Source organism: Pseudomonas prosekii, assembly GCF_900105155.1.
GTDB lineage: Bacteria > Pseudomonadota > Gammaproteobacteria > Pseudomonadales > Pseudomonadaceae > Aquipseudomonas > Aquipseudomonas prosekii.
On record NZ_LT629762.1, the window covers coordinates 76,967 to 93,298 of the forward strand.

The 16,332-nt window shown below is 62.5% G+C and carries 12 protein-coding genes and 2 riboswitches; of the genes, 6 read left to right on the top strand and 6 right to left on the bottom strand.

Features of this window, described 5'->3' with window-relative positions:
- Nucleotides 1–283: 283 nt before the first annotated feature.
- Nucleotides 284–1,150, bottom strand: a complete 867-nt coding sequence (locus BLU01_RS00390) for a LysR family transcriptional regulator (protein ID WP_092269257.1) — start codon at nt 1,148–1,150, stop codon at nt 284–286.
- A 140-nt stretch (nt 1,151–1,290) separates the two neighbouring features.
- On the opposite strand from BLU01_RS00390, the gene BLU01_RS00395 reads away from it, so the two are divergent.
- Both BLU01_RS00395 and poxB read left to right on the top strand, forming a co-directional pair.
- The gene (locus tag BLU01_RS00395; protein ID WP_092269259.1) at nt 1,291–2,823 is read left to right on the top strand and encodes an MFS transporter; all 1,533 of its coding nucleotides are present in this window, start codon (nt 1,291–1,293) and stop codon (nt 2,821–2,823) included.
- Between the two features lie 105 nt (nt 2,824–2,928).
- On the top strand, nt 2,929–4,653 hold the full coding sequence (gene poxB / locus BLU01_RS00400) for a ubiquinone-dependent pyruvate dehydrogenase (protein WP_092269262.1): 1,725 nt from the start codon (nt 2,929–2,931) through the stop codon (nt 4,651–4,653).
- 112 nt (nt 4,654–4,765) lie between these two features.
- Here the strand turns inward: poxB and BLU01_RS00405 are convergent, their stop codons facing one another.
- From BLU01_RS00405 to cobW, 5 genes are all read right to left on the bottom strand, one after another.
- Nucleotides 4,766–6,412 (bottom strand): phospholipase D-like domain-containing protein, encoded by a 1,647-nt coding sequence (locus BLU01_RS00405; RefSeq protein WP_092269264.1) that lies wholly within the window; start codon nt 6,410–6,412, stop codon nt 4,766–4,768.
- Between the two features lie 168 nt (nt 6,413–6,580).
- Nucleotides 6,581–7,243, bottom strand: a complete 663-nt coding sequence (locus BLU01_RS00410; protein WP_231987189.1) for a vWA domain-containing protein — start codon at nt 7,241–7,243, stop codon at nt 6,581–6,583.
- A gap of 2 nt (nt 7,244–7,245) precedes the next feature.
- A complete protein-coding gene (locus BLU01_RS00415) occupies nt 7,246–8,244 on the bottom strand; it encodes an ATP-binding protein (RefSeq protein WP_092269270.1) in 999 nt (332 codons plus the stop codon).
- Between the two features lie 68 nt (nt 8,245–8,312).
- Entirely contained in the window at nt 8,313–12,167 is a 3,855-nt protein-coding gene (cobN, locus tag BLU01_RS00420) for a cobaltochelatase subunit CobN (RefSeq protein ID WP_092269273.1), read from the bottom strand.
- Nucleotides 12,168–12,170: 3 nt separating this feature from the next.
- Nucleotides 12,171–13,232 carry a cobalamin biosynthesis protein CobW gene (gene cobW / locus BLU01_RS00425; RefSeq protein WP_092269275.1) on the bottom strand — a complete coding sequence of 354 codons (1,062 nt, stop codon included), beginning with the start codon at nt 13,230–13,232 and terminating at the stop codon, nt 12,171–12,173.
- A 96-nt stretch (nt 13,233–13,328) separates the two neighbouring features.
- A riboswitch (cobalamin riboswitch) is annotated at nt 13,329–13,545 on the bottom strand.
- A 213-nt stretch (nt 13,546–13,758) separates the two neighbouring features.
- Nucleotides 13,759–13,987: riboswitch (cobalamin riboswitch) on the top strand.
- A gap of 118 nt (nt 13,988–14,105) precedes the next feature.
- Between cobW and BLU01_RS00430 the strand changes: the two genes are divergently transcribed.
- The 4 genes from BLU01_RS00430 to cobM all read left to right on the top strand — a co-directional run bounded on the left by BLU01_RS00430 (nt 14,106) and on the right by cobM (nt 16,270).
- Nucleotides 14,106–14,300 (top strand): CbtB domain-containing protein, encoded by a 195-nt coding sequence (locus BLU01_RS00430; protein WP_092269278.1) that lies wholly within the window; start codon nt 14,106–14,108, stop codon nt 14,298–14,300.
- A gap of 11 nt (nt 14,301–14,311) precedes the next feature.
- The gene (locus BLU01_RS00435; protein ID WP_092269281.1) at nt 14,312–15,022 is read left to right on the top strand and encodes a CbtA family protein; all 711 of its coding nucleotides are present in this window, start codon (nt 14,312–14,314) and stop codon (nt 15,020–15,022) included.
- Nucleotides 15,019–15,432 (top strand): cobalamin biosynthesis protein, encoded by a 414-nt coding sequence (locus BLU01_RS00440; RefSeq protein ID WP_092269284.1) that lies wholly within the window; start codon nt 15,019–15,021, stop codon nt 15,430–15,432. The genes BLU01_RS00435 and BLU01_RS00440 overlap by 4 nt, the downstream gene beginning before the upstream one ends.
- Nucleotides 15,433–15,523: 91 nt before the next feature.
- The gene (gene cobM / locus BLU01_RS00445) at nt 15,524–16,270 is read left to right on the top strand and encodes a precorrin-4 C(11)-methyltransferase (RefSeq protein WP_092269287.1); all 747 of its coding nucleotides are present in this window, start codon (nt 15,524–15,526) and stop codon (nt 16,268–16,270) included.
- Nucleotides 16,271–16,332: the final 62 nt, after the last annotated feature.

Genomic DNA, 16,332 nt, shown 5'->3' on the forward strand with positions numbered 1-16,332 from the left:
GTCGGAAAACCGGGTGTCTGGCGTGCGTCAGGGCCGCGCGAATGCGCGAGATGGGTGGCTGACTGGGAGGCTCCGAGAGGGTGTTCATGCAGGTCCTGAAAGGAAAAAAGGACTTGGAGCGTACAGCGGACAGCGACATTTCCTACAGCGGGAAATCATTACAAAATCTGTAATGGATTGAAATCGTGCTGTTCTTGAGGGCGCCATCGCGAGCAGGCTCGCTCCTACAGGGGACTATCGAACGCCGAAGATCCCTGTGGGAGCGAGCTTGCTCGCGATGCTTTCAGCGCTTTTTGATCTGCTCGATATACCTGGCCACGGCCGGCGATTTCTCGAACCGCCGATAGATCATCGACAACCACGAACTCGCCTCACACCCGGCAATCGGCCGATACACCACGCCCGGCAACCCGACATGCCCGACCACCGATTCCGGAACTACCGCCACGCCCTGCCCCAATGAAACCAACGCTATCACCGCGACCAACCCGCCCGGCTGCGCGCCCAGGTTCGGGGCGAAGCCGCCCTGCGCGGCGACCTGCAGCGTGCCGTTGATTTGTTCGGGAAGGATGAACGCTTCGTTCTGCAAATGCGCCGGGCTGATCTGCGGTAAACGGCACAACCAGGAATCGTCCGGCAGCGCCAGGACAAAACCTTCCGCATCCAGCCGAATCGCTTCCAGCCCTTCGGGCAACGGCATCGGCGAACGCACATAACCGATGTCGAACCGCCCATCGACCACCATGCCCGGCAACGCCGCCATCGGGCTTTCACGCACATTCAAGCTGACGTCCGGACACTCGCGGCCAAACGCCTGAAGCTGTTTTTGCAGCAGACCGGAATACACCGCCGACGCCACGTAACCCAGCTCGATATGGCCGAGATCGCCGCGCCCGGCACGTTGCGCGCTGCGTTGGGCGAACTCGAATTGGCGCACGGTCGCCTCGGCCTCGATGACCAACGCCGCCCCGGCCTCGGTCAGGCTGACTTCTCGTTGCTGGCGCAGGAACAAACGCGTGCCGAGTTCGCTTTCCATGTCCTGGATCTGCCGGCTCAACGTCGGCGGTGCGATCCCCAGTTGCTCGGCGGCGCGGGTGAAATTGCGCTGCCGGGCAACGGCCAGAAAATAGCGGAAATGCCGTATATCCATGGTGTGTTAGCTCAAAGGTAATGAAGTCCCGACTGGCAGCTAACATCACTTGCTATGGAGCGCGATAAGCTGCCAGGGCATCCAAAGTAGAGAGAGCCGAGCATGTCCGTCAACCACCTTACTCAAAAGACAATTCGATCATGAGCCGGGTCAGCCCGCGTCTGACTCTGCTGACCGCCTCCGGTGTCTGCTCGCTGATCGTCCTTGATACCAATATTGTCGCGGTAACCCTGCCGACCATCGCCCGCGACCTCGGCGCCAATTTCGCCGACATCGAATGGGTGGTCAGCGCCTACATGCTCGCGTTCGCCGCACTGTTATTGCCGGCGGGGAGCATCGCCGACCGCTTTGGCCGGCAGAAAACCCTGCTCTGGGGCCTGGGCATTTTCATTCTCGCCTCCCTCGGTTGCGGCGCCGCGCCGACCGCGTTGCTGCTCGATATCGCCCGCGCAATCAAAGGCGTCGGCGCGGCGTTGTTGCTGACCTCGGCGCTCGCCTCGATTGGCCACACGTTTCACGATGACGTCGAGCGCGCCAAGGCCTGGGCGTTCTGGGGCGCGTGCATGGGCGTGGCGATGACCGCCGCGCCGACGTTGGGCGGCTTGATCACCGAATACATCGGCTGGCGCTGGATTTTCTACCTCAACCTGCCGGTGGGTTTGTTGCTGGTGGCGCTGGTCTGGCGCAACGTCCCGGAATCGCGCGACACCCAATCGGCGCGACTCGATCCGTGGGGCAGCCTCGCATTCAGCGCCAGTTTGTTGTGCCTGATCTGGGGCCTGATCGAGGCCAATCGCATCGGTTGGAGCAGCCCGCTGACCTATGCCCGACTGCTCGGTGGCGCCGCGTTGCTCGGCGCGTTTGTGATCATCGAGCGCATGCAGCAACGGCCCATGGTCGATCTGCAATTGTTCAAGCATCCGCGTTTCATCGGCGCGCTGCTGGGGATGTTTGCTTACGCCGGTTGCGCGCAAGTGATGATGACGTTGCTGCCGTTCTACCTGCAGAACGGCTTGGGATTCTCGGCGATTGCTTCGGGTATGGGCATGTTGCCGTTCGCCGTGACCATGCTTATCTGCCCGAGCATCGGCGCACGCCTCGCCAGGCGGTTTTCCCCGGCAAGCATGATGGCTGCCGGGCTGACACTGGTTGGCCTCGGCAATTTGCTCAGTGCATGGGCCGTCAACAGCGGCGGTTATTCTGCGTTTGCCATGGCGATTGCGGTGACCGGTGCCGGCGCCGGACTGCTGAATGGCGACACGCAGAAGAACATCATGGCGTGCGTGCCGCGCGACCGCGCCGGCATGGCGTCGGGCATGAGCACGACCATGCGTTTCAGCGCGATCATGCTGGCAATCGGCGTGTTCGGTGCGCTGCTTGCCAGCCACACCGAATTGCTCCTGCGCAATGGCCTGGGCGGTCAATGGCTGGAGCAGACGCGCGGCATCGCCTCGCGGGTGGTCGCTGGCGACATGAACGCCGCGCTGGGTTTGTTGCCAGAAACTGCGCGCGCGGCGGTCGAGCCGTTGGCCCGGCAAGCGTTCGTCGGCGGTTTCAGTCTGTTGCTGTTGGTCGCCGGGTTACTGGCATTGCTCGGCGCGCTGGTGGTCGGCACGTTGATGCGCAGCCCGATCCCGGCGCCCTCCACGCTCGGCGCGACGGTGCGGCCATAAGTTCGACATGAGCAATTCTTCATGATTTGCGGTGAGTCATGGCCGCCGTTGAGTTGTCCTCTTTCTATCCCGAGGACAATTCATCGATTAATGGAGCCGCATCCCATGGCGAAAATCACCATTGCCCAGCAACTCGCGACCACCCTCGAACAGGCTGGCGTCAAACGCATCTGGGGCCTGACCGGCGACAGCCTGAACGGCCTGACCGACGCCTTGCGCAAGATGGACAGCATCGAATGGATGCACGTGCGCCACGAGGAAGTCGCGGCGTTTGCCGCTGGCGCGGAAGCCGAGGTGACCGGCGGTTTGACCGTGTGTGCCGGCAGTTGCGGGCCGGGCAATCTGCACTTGATCAACGGTTTGTACGACTGCCACCGCAACCATGTGCCGGTATTGGCGATTGCCGCGCAGATTCCATCGTCGGAAGTCGGCCTCAATTACTTCCAGGAAACCCACCCGCAAGAACTGTTCAAGGAATGCAGCCATTTTGTCGAACTGGTCAGCAACCCGGCGCAGATGCCGCAGGTGCTGCACCGGGCGATGCGCAGCGCGATCCTCAATCGCGGCGTCGCGGTGGTGGTGATTCCCGGCGACGTCGCGTTGCAGGAAGTCGAAGACAACCTCAAGGCATGGCCGGCGCTCTCGCAACCGCGACACCTGCCTGCGCCCGATGACCTCGATCGAATGGTCGAACTGCTCAGCCAGAGCAAAGCGGTGACGTTGATGTGCGGTGCCGGTTGCGCCGGTGCGCATGATCAGGTTGTGGCGCTGGCCGACGCCCTCGGCGCGCCGGTGGTGCACGCCTTGCGCGGCAAGGAACATGTGGAATGGGACAACCCGTTCGACGTCGGCATGACCGGGCTGATCGGCTTCAGCTCGGGTTATCACGCGATGCTCAATTGCGACACGCTGGTGATGCTCGGCACTGACTTTCCGTATCGGCAGTTCTACCCCACCGACGCGACCATCATTCAGGTTGACCATAACCCCGAAGCGCTCGGCCGCCGCACCGCGCTGGATCTGGGGATCGCCGCCGACGTTGGCGAAACCCTCGCCGCGCTGCTGCCGCGCCTGCCCTACAACGGCGACCGCAGCTTCCTCGATTCGTCGCTCAAGCATTACGAAAAAGCCCGCAAAGGCCTGGATGACCTCGCCGAACCCTCGGCGCCGGGCCGGCCGATTCATCCGCAATACCTCACCCGACTGCTCAGCGAACTGGCCGATGACGACGCGATCTTCACTGCCGACGTCGGCACGCCAACGGTGTGGGCCGCGCGATATCTGAAAATGAACGGCAAGCGTCGCTTGCTCGGTTCGTTCAACCACGGCTCGATGGCCAATGCGATGCCGCAAGCCATTGGCGCACAAGCAGCGTTCCCGGATCGGCAGGTGATTTCGATGTCCGGCGACGGTGGTTTCGCCATGCTGATGGGCGATTTCATCTCGCTCGCGCAGTTGAAACTGCCGGTGAAAATCATCGTTTACGACAACGCTTCGCTAGGTTTCGTCGCGATGGAAATGAAGGCTGGCGGCATGCTCGACACCGGCACAGACCTGCACAATCCAGACTTTGCGGCGATGGCCAATGCGATGGGCATACTCGGGATTCGCGTCGAAGAATCCGAAGCGCTGGAACCGGCGCTGCGTCGTGCCTTAGCGCATGACGGGCCGGTGCTGGTCAACGTGGTCACCGCCACTCAGGAACTGGCGATGCCGCCAGCGATCAAGCTTGAGCAGGCCAAGGGTTTCAGTTTATACATGCTCAAAGCGGTGATGAGCGGACGTGGCGACGAGGTGCTTTCGCTGGCGCGGACTAACTGGTTCCGCTGAGGTTTGATGTTGGATTGACTGGCCCCATCGCGAGCAAGCTCGCTCCCACAGGTTTCGCACATGACCTGTAGGAGCGAGGCTTGCCCGCGAAGATGCCATCGACCACACCAAATCACCTCCCAGAAAAGCGCAACCGCGACAACTCACGCAGATCGCCCTGCACATAATAATCGTGCGTCCAGCGATCATCCGCCGCCAACGGCTGCACCTCTTTCAGCGCCAGTTTTTTCGCGAAATAGCGAAACCGGTAGTGCTCATAAAAGCGCAACAACTCCAACCCGTAACGGTCCGCCAAATCCGTGTCACCGCGAATGATCAGGTAGTTCTCATCATTGCCATTGCTCGCCGCCGCGCTGAGGTTGTGGCTGCCGCTGATGATCGTCGGCGTGTCCGTGGTGAAGTCAGTCACCACCGCTTTGGTGTGCACCAGCAAATTGCCTTTCTGCCCTTTCATGTTCTCCCGCAGCCAGCCTTCCAGCCCGGTATTGAGTAGCGCCGTCGCCGCAAATTCTGCAGTACGGTCGGCATGAAAACCGCTGATGCGGCTGACGGTATTTTGCAGTCCGTAACGCAGGATGTTGTCGTGCGGTGCACCGAGCAGCGCGTTGAGAATGTCGTCGGGCAAGGCGAACGCGGTAACGAACAACACGTCCTTTTTCGCGGCGTTGATGATCCGGATAAACGCCTGCAAATCCGCATGACCGGAGCGCGGCGAGAACCCGGCGAACAGCGCCTGCGTCGGGTCTATCGGGTTGTGCCGGTTGAGCCAGGTGCGCGTGGCGCCGACGTCCGCCGGGTTGTCCCAGACCTGTTCAAAGGTTTGCAGATAGCTCGCGGCGATACGTGGATCATCCAGCACATGCACCACGTTGGCTTGGCGGTAAATGCCGTTGGCGGTGAAATTGGTGCTGCCGCAGAGCACCGCTTGCGGCTGAAACTGGCCTGCGTCATCGCGTTGGCTGAGGACGATGAACTTGTTGTGGAAGATGTTATGGGTGACGCGCCCGCGCTTGTTCGCTGCCGGGATGTTCGCCAGGCTGGCTTGGTTGATCGCCGTATCTTCGTCGTCGGGTTGCGCGTGATACAGCACCCGCACCTCGACCCCGCGGGCGAATGCGTCGTTCACCGCGTCGATGATCGACTGCAACTGGTATTCGTAGATCGCGATGTCGAGCGCCCAATTCGAGTCCTGCGCTCGCTGAATAAACCCGAGCAAACGTCCGAGCAAGCCGTTTTCCAGCCACTGCTGCGCCGCCAGTGGCCAGGCTTCGATCGGCAAGTGTTTGTTGGCGCTGATCTGCGCGTCGAGCTCGGGGAATTTGCGCTGGAACGCCTGACTGGCCGCCACCGCTCGATTGAAAATCACGCTCTGATTGCTTGGCTGACCGTCGTCGGAAGTGATTGTCAGTTCGAGGTATTCAGCGAGTTGCGGCGCGTCGGGCGTGCCGTAGGCGAGGTGCACGCGGTAGTGCAGCGTTGTCCCCGGATTGACCGCGTAATCGGCCCAGCGAAATTTCTGCAGCGGCGCGATATTGCTCGGGGTCGCGTGATATTGGGGGAAGGTGTGCGACTTGCCGGGACAGGTCAGGCTGTTGAACAGAAACAGCCACGGTTTGCTGCCGGTTTGCTTCTCGATGGCAAACCCGAGCAGACCTTTGCGCCGAGGTTCGGCGAGGTCCATGGCCAGCAGCACGCCGTTGGTGCCGGCATAGGCTTTGACGCGGAAATCGTCCTGGGGATTGGTGACGAGCACGCGCATGGTTCACTCCTGTGAATGGCTGGCCTGCTAGAGCATAGATGCGGATGAAGGGTGATGATCCGCAACCGTGGTGATGCAATCGCGAGCAGGCTCACTCCTACAAGTCATGCGCATACCCTGTAGGAGCGAGGCTTGCCCGCGAAGAGGCCAGTCCAGACACGGAAGCCCTCAACCGATAGCCAGCTCATCAATATGCCGATACTCCGCTTGCAGTTCCGAAGCCAACTGCCGCGCCCGCCCCAGCCGGATCGGCCCGCGCTCGATATCAATTAAAAGCCCAGGGCAATCCAGCGTCGGCAAACCCGGCCAGTCCTTCAGCCGCCCATCCGTCACCAGCAACAACCGCTGTTGTTCCGCCGGAAAGCGTTTGCGCCGCGCGTCCAGCCACTGCCCCGCCTCCGCCAGCGCCGCCAATAATGGCGTGCCACCGCCCGCGCCGAGCCCGTCGAGCCATTCGCGCAAACCGCTGGAAGCCTTCAGCCCCTGCACCTGCCACTTCGGCGCCGTGCCGCTGGCGGTCAGCAGCGCCAGGCGCGCGCGTTGCCGATAGGCGTCGTCGAACAGCTGCGCCAGCAAACCTTTGGCATGGCTCAACGCCTTATGGCGGCGGGTCGAAGCCGAAGCATCGACGATCACCAGCCACAACTCATGCGCTGAGCGGCTGCGCAGGTGAAACAGCAAGTCTTCATGCTGGCGCGGACGGCCGTTGAGCAAAGTGCCGGGCCAGTTGATCGAACCTTGTGGCGCTGCGCGACGTTTGCCTTGGCGGCCATGGTCGGGCGTTCCGGCGCGGGGTCTGGCATTCGCCCCCGCGTCAGATCGAGGGCGAATGCCTAGGGCTTTTTTGGCCAGCTCGGCACTTCACGTCGGGCACCGATGGGCAACGCCTGTGCAGGCATTTCGCCCCACTGGCCCTGGCCTTCGCTGGGGTTGCTGTTCTGTGTCGAAGGTGGCTGTTCCTGTTGCGGCGGCGGATTCGAATGCTGGCGACGACGATGGCGCAGGGCAAATTCGGCAACGGCGTCGATGTCTTCTTCGGCAATTGCCTCGGCGCCACGCCACGCGGCATGGGCGCGGGCGGCACGCAGCCAGACCAGGTCGGCGCGCAGGCCATCGACACCAGCAGCAAAGCAGCGCTCGGTGATCATCGCCAGCGCCGCGTCATCCAACGGGATAGCGGCCAACGCGCTGCGTGCCTGCTGGCAGCGTTCGCGCAGTGCCTGTTGCTGCGCCGCCCATTGGGCGCAGAACGCTTGCGGATTGCTGTCGAAATCCAGCCGACGACGGATGATCTGCCCGCGCTGTGTCGGCGCGGTGTGGCCGCTGAGGGCGACGTTGAGGCCGAAGCGGTCGAGCAGTTGCGGGCGCAGTTCGCCCTCTTCCGGGTTCATGGTGCCGATCAACACAAACTTCGCCGAATGCCGATGCGAAATGCCATCGCGTTCGATCAGGTTGGTGCCGCTGGCGGCAACGTCGAGCAGCAAATCGACGAGGTGATCGGGCAGCAGATTGACTTCATCAACGTAGAGCACGCCGCCGTCAGCCTTGGCCAGCACGCCGGGAGAAAACTGCGCGCGGCCCTCGCTCAGCGCAGCGTCGAGGTCGAGGGTGCCGACCAGGCGTTCTTCGGTGGCGCCCAGCGGCAGCGTGACGAATTGGCCGCTGGCGAGCAGGTCGGCCAGGCCTCGGGCGAGGGTCGATTTGGCCATGCCGCGCGGGCCTTCAATAAGCACGCCGCCGATTTTCGGGTCGATAGCAGTGAGGCACAGCGCGAGCTTCAAATCATCAGCGCCGACCACGGCGGAGAGCGGGAAATGGGGTGTGTCGGTCATTGGGCAATCTCGGTCATGGTCGGTAATTTCTCAGCAGCAACTTCCATCCCTTGCGGGGGTGCGGTGCTCTAGCCGTCTTCTTCTATGTCCAGCAACAGGTTTTCCAGCGCTTCGCGGTATTCGCCGGGCTCTTGCCACATTCCGCGTTGCTGCGCTTCGAGCATGCGCTCGGTCATGTCGCGCAACGCATGCGGGTTATGTTCGCGGACAAAATCCCGGGTCGCCGGATCCAGCAAATAGGCGTCCGCCAGCAACGCGTACTGGTGATCGTCAATCAATTGCGTAGTCGCATCGAACGCGAACAGATTGTCCACCGTCGCCGCCAGTTCAAACGCGCCTTTATAGCCGTGGCGCTTGACGCCGTCGATCCACTTCGGGTTCGCCGCGCGGGAACGTATCACCCGATTCAGCTCTTCTTTCAACGTGCGAATTTTCGGCAGATCCGGCTGACTGTGGTCGCCGTGATAACTGGCCGCCGCTGCACCGCTGAGGCTTTCGACGGCGGCGAGCATGCCGCCCTGGAATTGGTAATAGTCGTTGGAATCGAGCAAGTCATGCTCGCGATTGTCCTGGTTCTGCAGCACCGCTTGCACCTGACTCAGGCGCTGGGCGAACTGTTGCCGCGCCGCCGTGCCTTCATCCGAACCGCCATAAGCGTAGCCACCCCAGTTCAGATAAACCTCGGCGAGGTCTTCGCGGCTTTGCCACAAACGCCCGTCGATAGCGCCCTGCACGCCTGCGCCATAGGCACCGGGCTTGGCCCCGAAAATGCGCCAACCGGCCTGACGCCGGGCCGCGTCTTCGTCGAGACCGCTGGCGAGCAACGCTGCACGTTCGGCGCGAACCTTGGCCGCCAGCGGATTGAGATCGTCCGGTTCGTCGAGTTCGGCCACCGCTTGTACCGCGGCGTCGAACAGCCGAATCAGATTGGCGAAGGCATCGCGGAAGAATCCGGAAACGCGCAACGTCACATCGACTCGCGGACGGTCGAGCAGGCTGACCGGGAGGATCTCGAAATCATCGACGCGTTGACTGCCGGTCGCCCACACCGGGCGCACGCCCATCAGCGCCATGGCTTGGGCGATGTCGTCGCCACCGGTGCGCATGGTCGCGGTGCCCCACACGGACAAACCGAGTTGGCGCAGGTGATCGCCGTGGTCCTGCATGTGCCGTTCGAGAATCAGGTTGGCCGACTGGAAACCGATGCGCCACGCGGTGGTGGTCGGCAGATTGCGCACGTCCACCGAGTAGAAATTGCGCCCGGTGGGCAACACGTCCAGGCGACCGCGACTCGGCGCGCCGCTCGGCCCGGCGGGAACAAAACGACCGCTGAGGGCATCGAGCAAACCGCGCATTTCCGCAGGGCCGCAAGCGTCGAGTCGGGGCGCGACGACCTCCAGCAGATGCTCGAGAATCGCATTGACCTCAGCCCAACTGGGACCTTGTGGGAGCGAGCTTGCTCGCGATGACGGTGGTTCAGTCGACATCGAAGTTGAATGATCCACCGCATCGCGAGCAAGCTCGCTCCCACAGGGATTTGGGTCGGCCAACGTGTCTGTGATCAATTGCGCGGCGAACAACTCAAGCCGTTCGCGGGTATCGCCTGCCGTGCGCCACACGTCGTCACTGATCGCCAGTAGCTCCACCGGGCGTGGTCCGAGCCACGGTTCGGCCAGCTCGCAGTCGAGCGGATCGAAGCCCAATGCAAGCGCTTTCGCCAGCGCCCGCAGCAGGCTCGATTGCGCGCCGCGACCGTCGCCGCGGGGGATGCGCAGCAACGCCAGCAACGTATCAATGCGCAAACGCCCGCTCGGCGATTCGCCGAAAATATGCAGGCCATCGCGAATCTGCGATTCCTTCAAATCACACAAATACGTGTCGAGGCGCGGCAACCAGATCGCCGCGTCGGCGTCGCTATTGAGCTTTTCATCGAGCTGCAATTCGCGGTCGATGTGTGTCTCGCGCACCAATTGCAGAATGTCGCGCTGCAACTCGCGGGCGCGGCGTGGATCGAGCAATTGCGCTTCGTAATATTCGTCCGCCAACAGCTCCAGATTACGCAGCGGCCCGTAGGTCTCGGCGCGGGTCAGCGGCGGCATCAAGTGATCGATGATCACTGCCTGGGTGCGCCGTTTGGCCTGGGCGCCCTCGCCCGGATCGTTGACGATAAATGGATAAATGTTCGGCAGCGGCCCGAGCAGCGCGTCCGGCCAGCAGTTTTCCGACAGCCCGACACCCTTGCCCGGCAGCCACTCGAGATTGCCGTGCTTGCCGACGTGAATCACGCCGTGGGCGCCATAGGTGTTGCGCAACCAGAAGTAGAACGCCAGATAACCGTGCGGCGGCACCAGATCGGGATCGTGATACACCGCGCTCGGGTCAACCTGATAACCACGGGCCGGTTGAATGCCGACGAAGGTCAGGCCGAAGCGCAGGCCGGCGATCATCATCCGACCGTCGCGGAACATCGGATCGTTTTGCGGCGCTCCCCAGCGTTCCAGCACCGCTTGCCGATTGGTTTCGGGCAGCGCGTCGAACATCAGCGAATAGTCGTCCAGCGCCAGGCTCTGCATGCATGGTCGCTGGTCGAGCGTGTCGAGGTCGTTGCTGACGCCGCCGAGCAGTTGCGCGATCAATGCGGTGCCGCTGGCCGGCAATTCTGCGGGCAACGGGTAGCCTTCCTGATGCAGCGCGCGGAGGATATTCAGCGCCGCCGCTGGTGTGTCCAGACCGACGCCGTTGCCGATGCGGCCATCGCGGGTCGGGTAGTTGGCGAGGATCAGCGCGATGCGTTTTTCGGCATTCGGCACCCGGGCCAGATCGATCCAGCGCCGCGCCAGTTCGGCGACAAAATCCATGCGTTGCGGTTGCGCTCGATAGCAGACCACATCGGACTGGCTGCGCTCACTGCGCCAGGCCAGATCCTTGAAACTGATCGGGCGACTGATGATGCGCCCGTCGAGTTCCGGCAGCGCGATGTGCATCGCCAGATCACGTGGGCCAAGGCCTTGCTCGCTGGCGCGCCAACCGGGTTCGTTATCCTGGGCGCAAATCGCCTGGATCACCGGAATATTGCGCCGAAACGGCCGCAGGTGCGGCGCTTCGGGGCTGGACTGGGCGAACCCGGTGGTGTTGAGAATCACCGCCGCTTCGACCTCATCCAGCCAATCCTCGACCACCGTCAGGCAGCCGGGTTCTTTCAGGCTGGCCAGCGCAATCGGCAGCGGGTTCAACCCGGCGGCTTGCAGGCGCTGGCAAAAAATATCGATGAAACCGGTGTTCGCCGCTTGCAGGTGCGAGCGGTAGAACAGCACCGCCGCCACCGGTTGCTCGGCGCGCCATTCGGCTTGCCAATCTCGCAGTTCAGCGGGGCTTTTCTGTGGGTGATAAATAGCTGTGCGCGGCAGGGTTTGCGGCTCGGCCCAGGCATAGTCGCGGCCCAGCCATTGGCTGGCCAGACAGCGGAAAAAATCCAGCGCGTTGGCCATGCCGCCCTGACGCAAAAACTGCCAGAGACGATCGCGCTCGTCGGCCGCCACGGTGCTGAGGTCGCTGAGTTCCGGGTCCGGGCGGTCGTCGCCGGGCACCAGAATCAGTTGCACACCGCGCGCGGACAATTCGACCAGGCGCTCGACGCCGTAACGCCAATAACCGATGCCACCGTGCAGCGAAATCAGAATCACTTTGGCGTGACGCAGCACTTCATCGACGTACAAATCCACCGAGGCGTGATTCTGCACCTGCATCGGATTGGCCAGGCGCACGCTCGGGTAATCGTCGGGCAATTGCTGCGCGGCCTCGGCGAGCAGCGCCAGGCTGGAGTCGCCGCTGCACAGGATCACCAGTTCGGCGGGGGTTTGCCCAAGGTCGGCGATGTTGTCATCCGAAACGAAACCGCCGGGCTGGGTCCTGAGCAGGTGCATGGCTTAAACGCTGAGCGCGGCGCGCAGTTGCGCTTCGAGTTGGCCGGCGTCGAGTTCCTGACCGATCAACACCAGACGCGTGCTGCGCACTTCATCGGCGCCCCACTGGCGGTCGAAGTGCTTGTCGAAACGCGTGCCCACGCCCTGAATCAACAGGCGCATCGGCTTGTTCGGAATCGCCGCAAACCCTTTGACGCGGAGGATGCCGTGCTTGACCACCAATTGCGTCAGCGCGTCCATCAGCAGGCTTTCGTCGGCCTGCGGCAGTTCGATCGAAATCGAATCAAAAGCGTCGTGATCATGATCGTCTTCACCTTCGTGGTGATGATCGTGATGGCTGTGGCGGCTGTCGATGTGTTCTTCGGAACCGGCGCCCAGACCGATCAGCACGTCCAGTGGCACGCGACCGCTGCTGGCTTCGATGACTTTGACCGCTGGCGGCAGCTCTTCGGCGACTTCCAGACGTACGCGAGCGAGGTCTTCCGGGCTGATCAGGTCGGCTTTATTGAGGATGACGAGGTCAGCGCTGGCCAGTTGGTCGGCGAACAATTCGTGCAGCGGCGATTCGTGATCGAGGTTCGGGTCGAGTTTGCGCTGGGCGTCGACTTGGTCCGGGAACGCGGCGAAGGTGCCGGCGGCGACGGCCGGGCTGTCGACCACGGTGATGACCGCGTCAACCGTGCAGGCGCTGCGGATTTCCGGCCACTGGAAGGCTTGCACTAGCGGCTTTGGCAGGGCCAGGCCCGAGGTTTCGATGAGGATGTGGTCGAGGTCGCCGCGACGCGCGACCAGTTCACGCATCACAGGGAAGAATTCTTCCTGAACCGTGCAGCACAGGCAGCCGTTGGCCAGTTCGTAGACGCGGCCATTGGCTTCTTCTTCGGTGCAGCCGATCGAGCACTGCTTGAGGATTTCGCCGTCGATGCCCAGCTCGCCAAACTCGTTGACGATCACCGCGATGCGCCGCCCTTGCGCGTTGTCGAGCATATGCCGCAGCAAGGTGGTTTTGCCCGAGCCGAGGAAGCCGGTGACGATGGTGACGGGGAGTTTGGCCAGTGTTTTCATCGGATGCCCTTTGGCAAGGTGGCGGGCATACGGGACGACGACCGCAGCGATGAAGGCGCGGAAGATTTCGCCACCGGATCACCCCGCCCGGTTGTAGTGAGAATTCGTTTCGAGGCAGGTCTCCTGGCTTTCGGCGCGCCGGCCTCGGGGGCCTGGCATTCGCTGCGCCTTCCCGCGAACCCGTTTTGGAGGGGATTTGCAGTGGCGTGGCAGCGAACATCACCGTTCACAGTTGCGGGGGCAGCCGCGGCATCGACCGCGTTCCCTTCTTAGCTTCGGCACCTGCCGAAGAACCTCGAAAGCGCAAGGCTACGCATGGTGCGGGGGCGGGTCAATGTCTGCAGGCGATTGCGATGCCTGTGGCGAGGGGGCTTGCCCCCGTTGGGCTGCGAAGCGGCCCCCGACATTCCTTCAGGCAGACCCCACACCCAGTTTTTGCGACGGCTTCGCCGCCGAACGGGGGCAAGCCCCCTCGCCACAGAGTTGAGAACCCCTGCCAATTGACGCTTCGCCCCGCGCATGCTCTCCTACACGCCTTGTTACGGGTGCCCTTCACAGGGTGAAACGGGAAACCGGTGAATCATGTGCTTTACTCTAAAGCCATGTCAGTCCGGTGCTGCCCCCGCAACGGTAAGCGAGCGAAGAATCAGATCCACTGTGTCGGCAGTTCGGCATGGGAAGGCGATTCTTGCAGGCTCGGGCATTTGCCCTCGCCCCTCGTGAGCCCGGAGACCGGCCCGCAACGCAAAGTGACCACTACGATCACTGAATGACAAACCCGCGGTGGGCGGGCGCTGTTTAGGCTTCTGCGCGCTCGCTCGCAGGGGTTTTCATGCGCTCGATTCACCCGCTGACAGACCAGAGGGAAGCGCCATGTCGATCATCACCAGCACCGACCACAGCACCGCCACCAGCAACACTACGACCCTGAGCCAACGCCTGACCGCCGCCGTCTGCGCGTCGATTCTCGGCGCGTGCCTGGTGTATTTCGCCGGTTTCTCGCACATCGAAGCGGTGCACAATGCCGCCCACGATACCCGTCACAGCTCTGCGTTCCCGTGCCATTGAGACCTGCCGACATGATCAAGCGTATCGCGCAAACCGCAGGTTTCACCGGGCTGCTGGCCGCCCTGTTGCTGACCCTGCTGCAAAGCTTCTGGGTGTCGCCGCTGATTCTCCAAGCGGAAACCTATGAAAAATCCGAACCCGCCGCAGCCGTTGTCGCTCACGAGCACAGTGAAGGTGCAGCCGCCGCTCACACGCATGACGCCGAAGCCTGGGAGCCGGAAGACGGCTGGCAGCGCGTGTTGTTCACCACGGGCGGCAATCTGGTGGTCGCGGTCGGTTTTGCGCTGATGCTCGCGGGCCTGTACACCCTGCGCGCGCCGACCAAAACCGCCCAGGGCCTGCTCTGGGGCCTGGCCGGTTACGCAACCTTCGTGCTGGCGCCGACCCTAGGCCTGCCACCTGAACTGCCGGGCACCGCTGCCGCTGACTTGGCGCAACGGCAAATCTGGTGGATCAGCACCGCAGCGTCCACCGCGGTCGGCATCGCGCTGATCGTGTTCAGCCGCCACTGGCTGATGAAGATTCTCGGCGTGGCGATTCTCGCGGTGCCGCACGTGATTGGCGCGCCGCAACCGGAAGTGCACTCGATGCTGGCACCGGAAGCGCTGGAAGCGCAGTTCAAAATCGCTTCGCAGTTGACCAACGTGGTGTTCTGGCTGGCCCTTGGCCTGATCAGCGCCTGGTTGTTCCGCAGCAAAAGCGACGGTCAATACCACGCATGACCGATGCCAGCACAGCGCCGACCCTGGTGGTCGGCCTGGGCTGCCAGCGCGGCTGCCCGGTCAGCACGCTGCGGGCGTTGCTCGATCAGGCATTGCAGGCGCATCACATCGAACTTCGGCACATCAAGGCATTGGCCAGCATCGATCTGAAACGCGATGAGCCGGGTTTGGTGGAATTGGCTGAGCAACTTGGCTTGCAATTGATGTATTTCAGCAGCGAGCAATTGGCCGGTTATCAACCACAACTCAGCCATCAATCGCAGATCGCTTTCGAGCGCACCGGCTGTTACGGCGTGGCAGAAAGCGCGGCCCTCGCCCTCGCTGAACATCTGGCCCAGGCGCCAGCAAAACTGCTGATTTCGCGACAAAAATACGCCCAAGCCACGCTCGCATTGGCCAGTGCTGCGTAAAATCCCCGATAATCCCCGCCTCGATCATGAGCAATCTTCATCTGAAGCCTTGCCTCGAAGGTTTTTCTCAGCGTTTTTTCAGGAATTGACGATGACCGTCTACTTCATTGGCGCCGGCCCCGGCGACCCGGAACTGATCACCGTCAAAGGCCAGCGGCTGATTCGCAGCTGCCCGGTAATCATCTATGCCGGCTCTCTGGTGCCGGCGGCGGTGCTCGAAGGGCATCAGGCGGAAACGGTGGTCAATAGCGCCGAATTGCATCTGGAACAGATCATCGAGCTGATCAAGGCTGCGCACCTTGAAGGTCAGGATGTGGCGCGTGTGCACTCGGGCGATCCGAGTTTGTACGGCGCGATTGGCGAGCAGATTCGTTATCTGCGCGAGCTGGATATACCGTTTGAAATCATTCCGGGTGTGACCGCGACAGCGGCGTGCGCGGCGTTGCTCGGCGCTGAGCTGACCTTGCCGGACATCTCGCAAAGCGTGATTTTGACCCGTTACGCGGATAAAACCGCGATGCCTGCAGGTGAGGAGCTGGGCAGTCTGGCGCAGCATGGCGCGACGATGGCGATTCACTTGGGCGTCAACCATTTGCAGAAAATCCTCGCCGAACTGCTCCCGCATTACGGCGCGGACTGCCCGATTGCGGTGATCCACCGCGCGACCTGGCCGGATCAGGATTGGGTGGTCGGGACAATTGACGATATTGCCGAGAAGGTTGCGGCGAAGGGCTTTCGGCGTACGGCGCTGATATTGGTCGGTCGAGTGCTGGGCAGCGATCAGTTCAGCGAGTCGTCGCTGTATCGCGCCGGGCATGCGCATCTCTACAGGCCCTGAGACCACACATAGCCCTGTGGAGAGTCCCCTCACCACAGGGAAGTGTTCACGCATAAAAAAAC

Bases quoted from the DNA above. Each gene is read 5' to 3' on its own strand.
- BLU01_RS00390 (WP_092269257.1), bottom strand. From the start codon at position 1,150: ATGGATATACGGCATTTCCGCTATTTTCTGGCCGTTGCCCGGCAGCGC.
- BLU01_RS00395 (WP_092269259.1), top strand. From the start codon at position 1,291: ATGAGCCGGGTCAGCCCGCGTCTGACTCTGCTGACCGCCTCCGGTGTC.
- poxB (WP_092269262.1), top strand. From the start codon at position 2,929: ATGGCGAAAATCACCATTGCCCAGCAACTCGCGACCACCCTCGAACAG.
- BLU01_RS00405 (WP_092269264.1), bottom strand. From the start codon at position 6,412: ATGCGCGTGCTCGTCACCAATCCCCAGGACGATTTCCGCGTCAAAGCC.
- BLU01_RS00415 (WP_092269270.1), bottom strand. From the start codon at position 8,244: ATGACCGACACACCCCATTTCCCGCTCTCCGCCGTGGTCGGCGCTGAT.
- cobN (WP_092269273.1), bottom strand. From the start codon at position 12,167: ATGCACCTGCTCAGGACCCAGCCCGGCGGTTTCGTTTCGGATGACAAC.
- cobW (WP_092269275.1), bottom strand. From the start codon at position 13,232: ATGAAAACACTGGCCAAACTCCCCGTCACCATCGTCACCGGCTTCCTC.
- BLU01_RS00430 (WP_092269278.1), top strand. From the start codon at position 14,106: ATGTCGATCATCACCAGCACCGACCACAGCACCGCCACCAGCAACACT.
- BLU01_RS00435 (WP_092269281.1), top strand. From the start codon at position 14,312: ATGATCAAGCGTATCGCGCAAACCGCAGGTTTCACCGGGCTGCTGGCC.
- BLU01_RS00440 (WP_092269284.1), top strand. From the start codon at position 15,019: ATGACCGATGCCAGCACAGCGCCGACCCTGGTGGTCGGCCTGGGCTGC.
- cobM (WP_092269287.1), top strand. From the start codon at position 15,524: ATGACCGTCTACTTCATTGGCGCCGGCCCCGGCGACCCGGAACTGATC.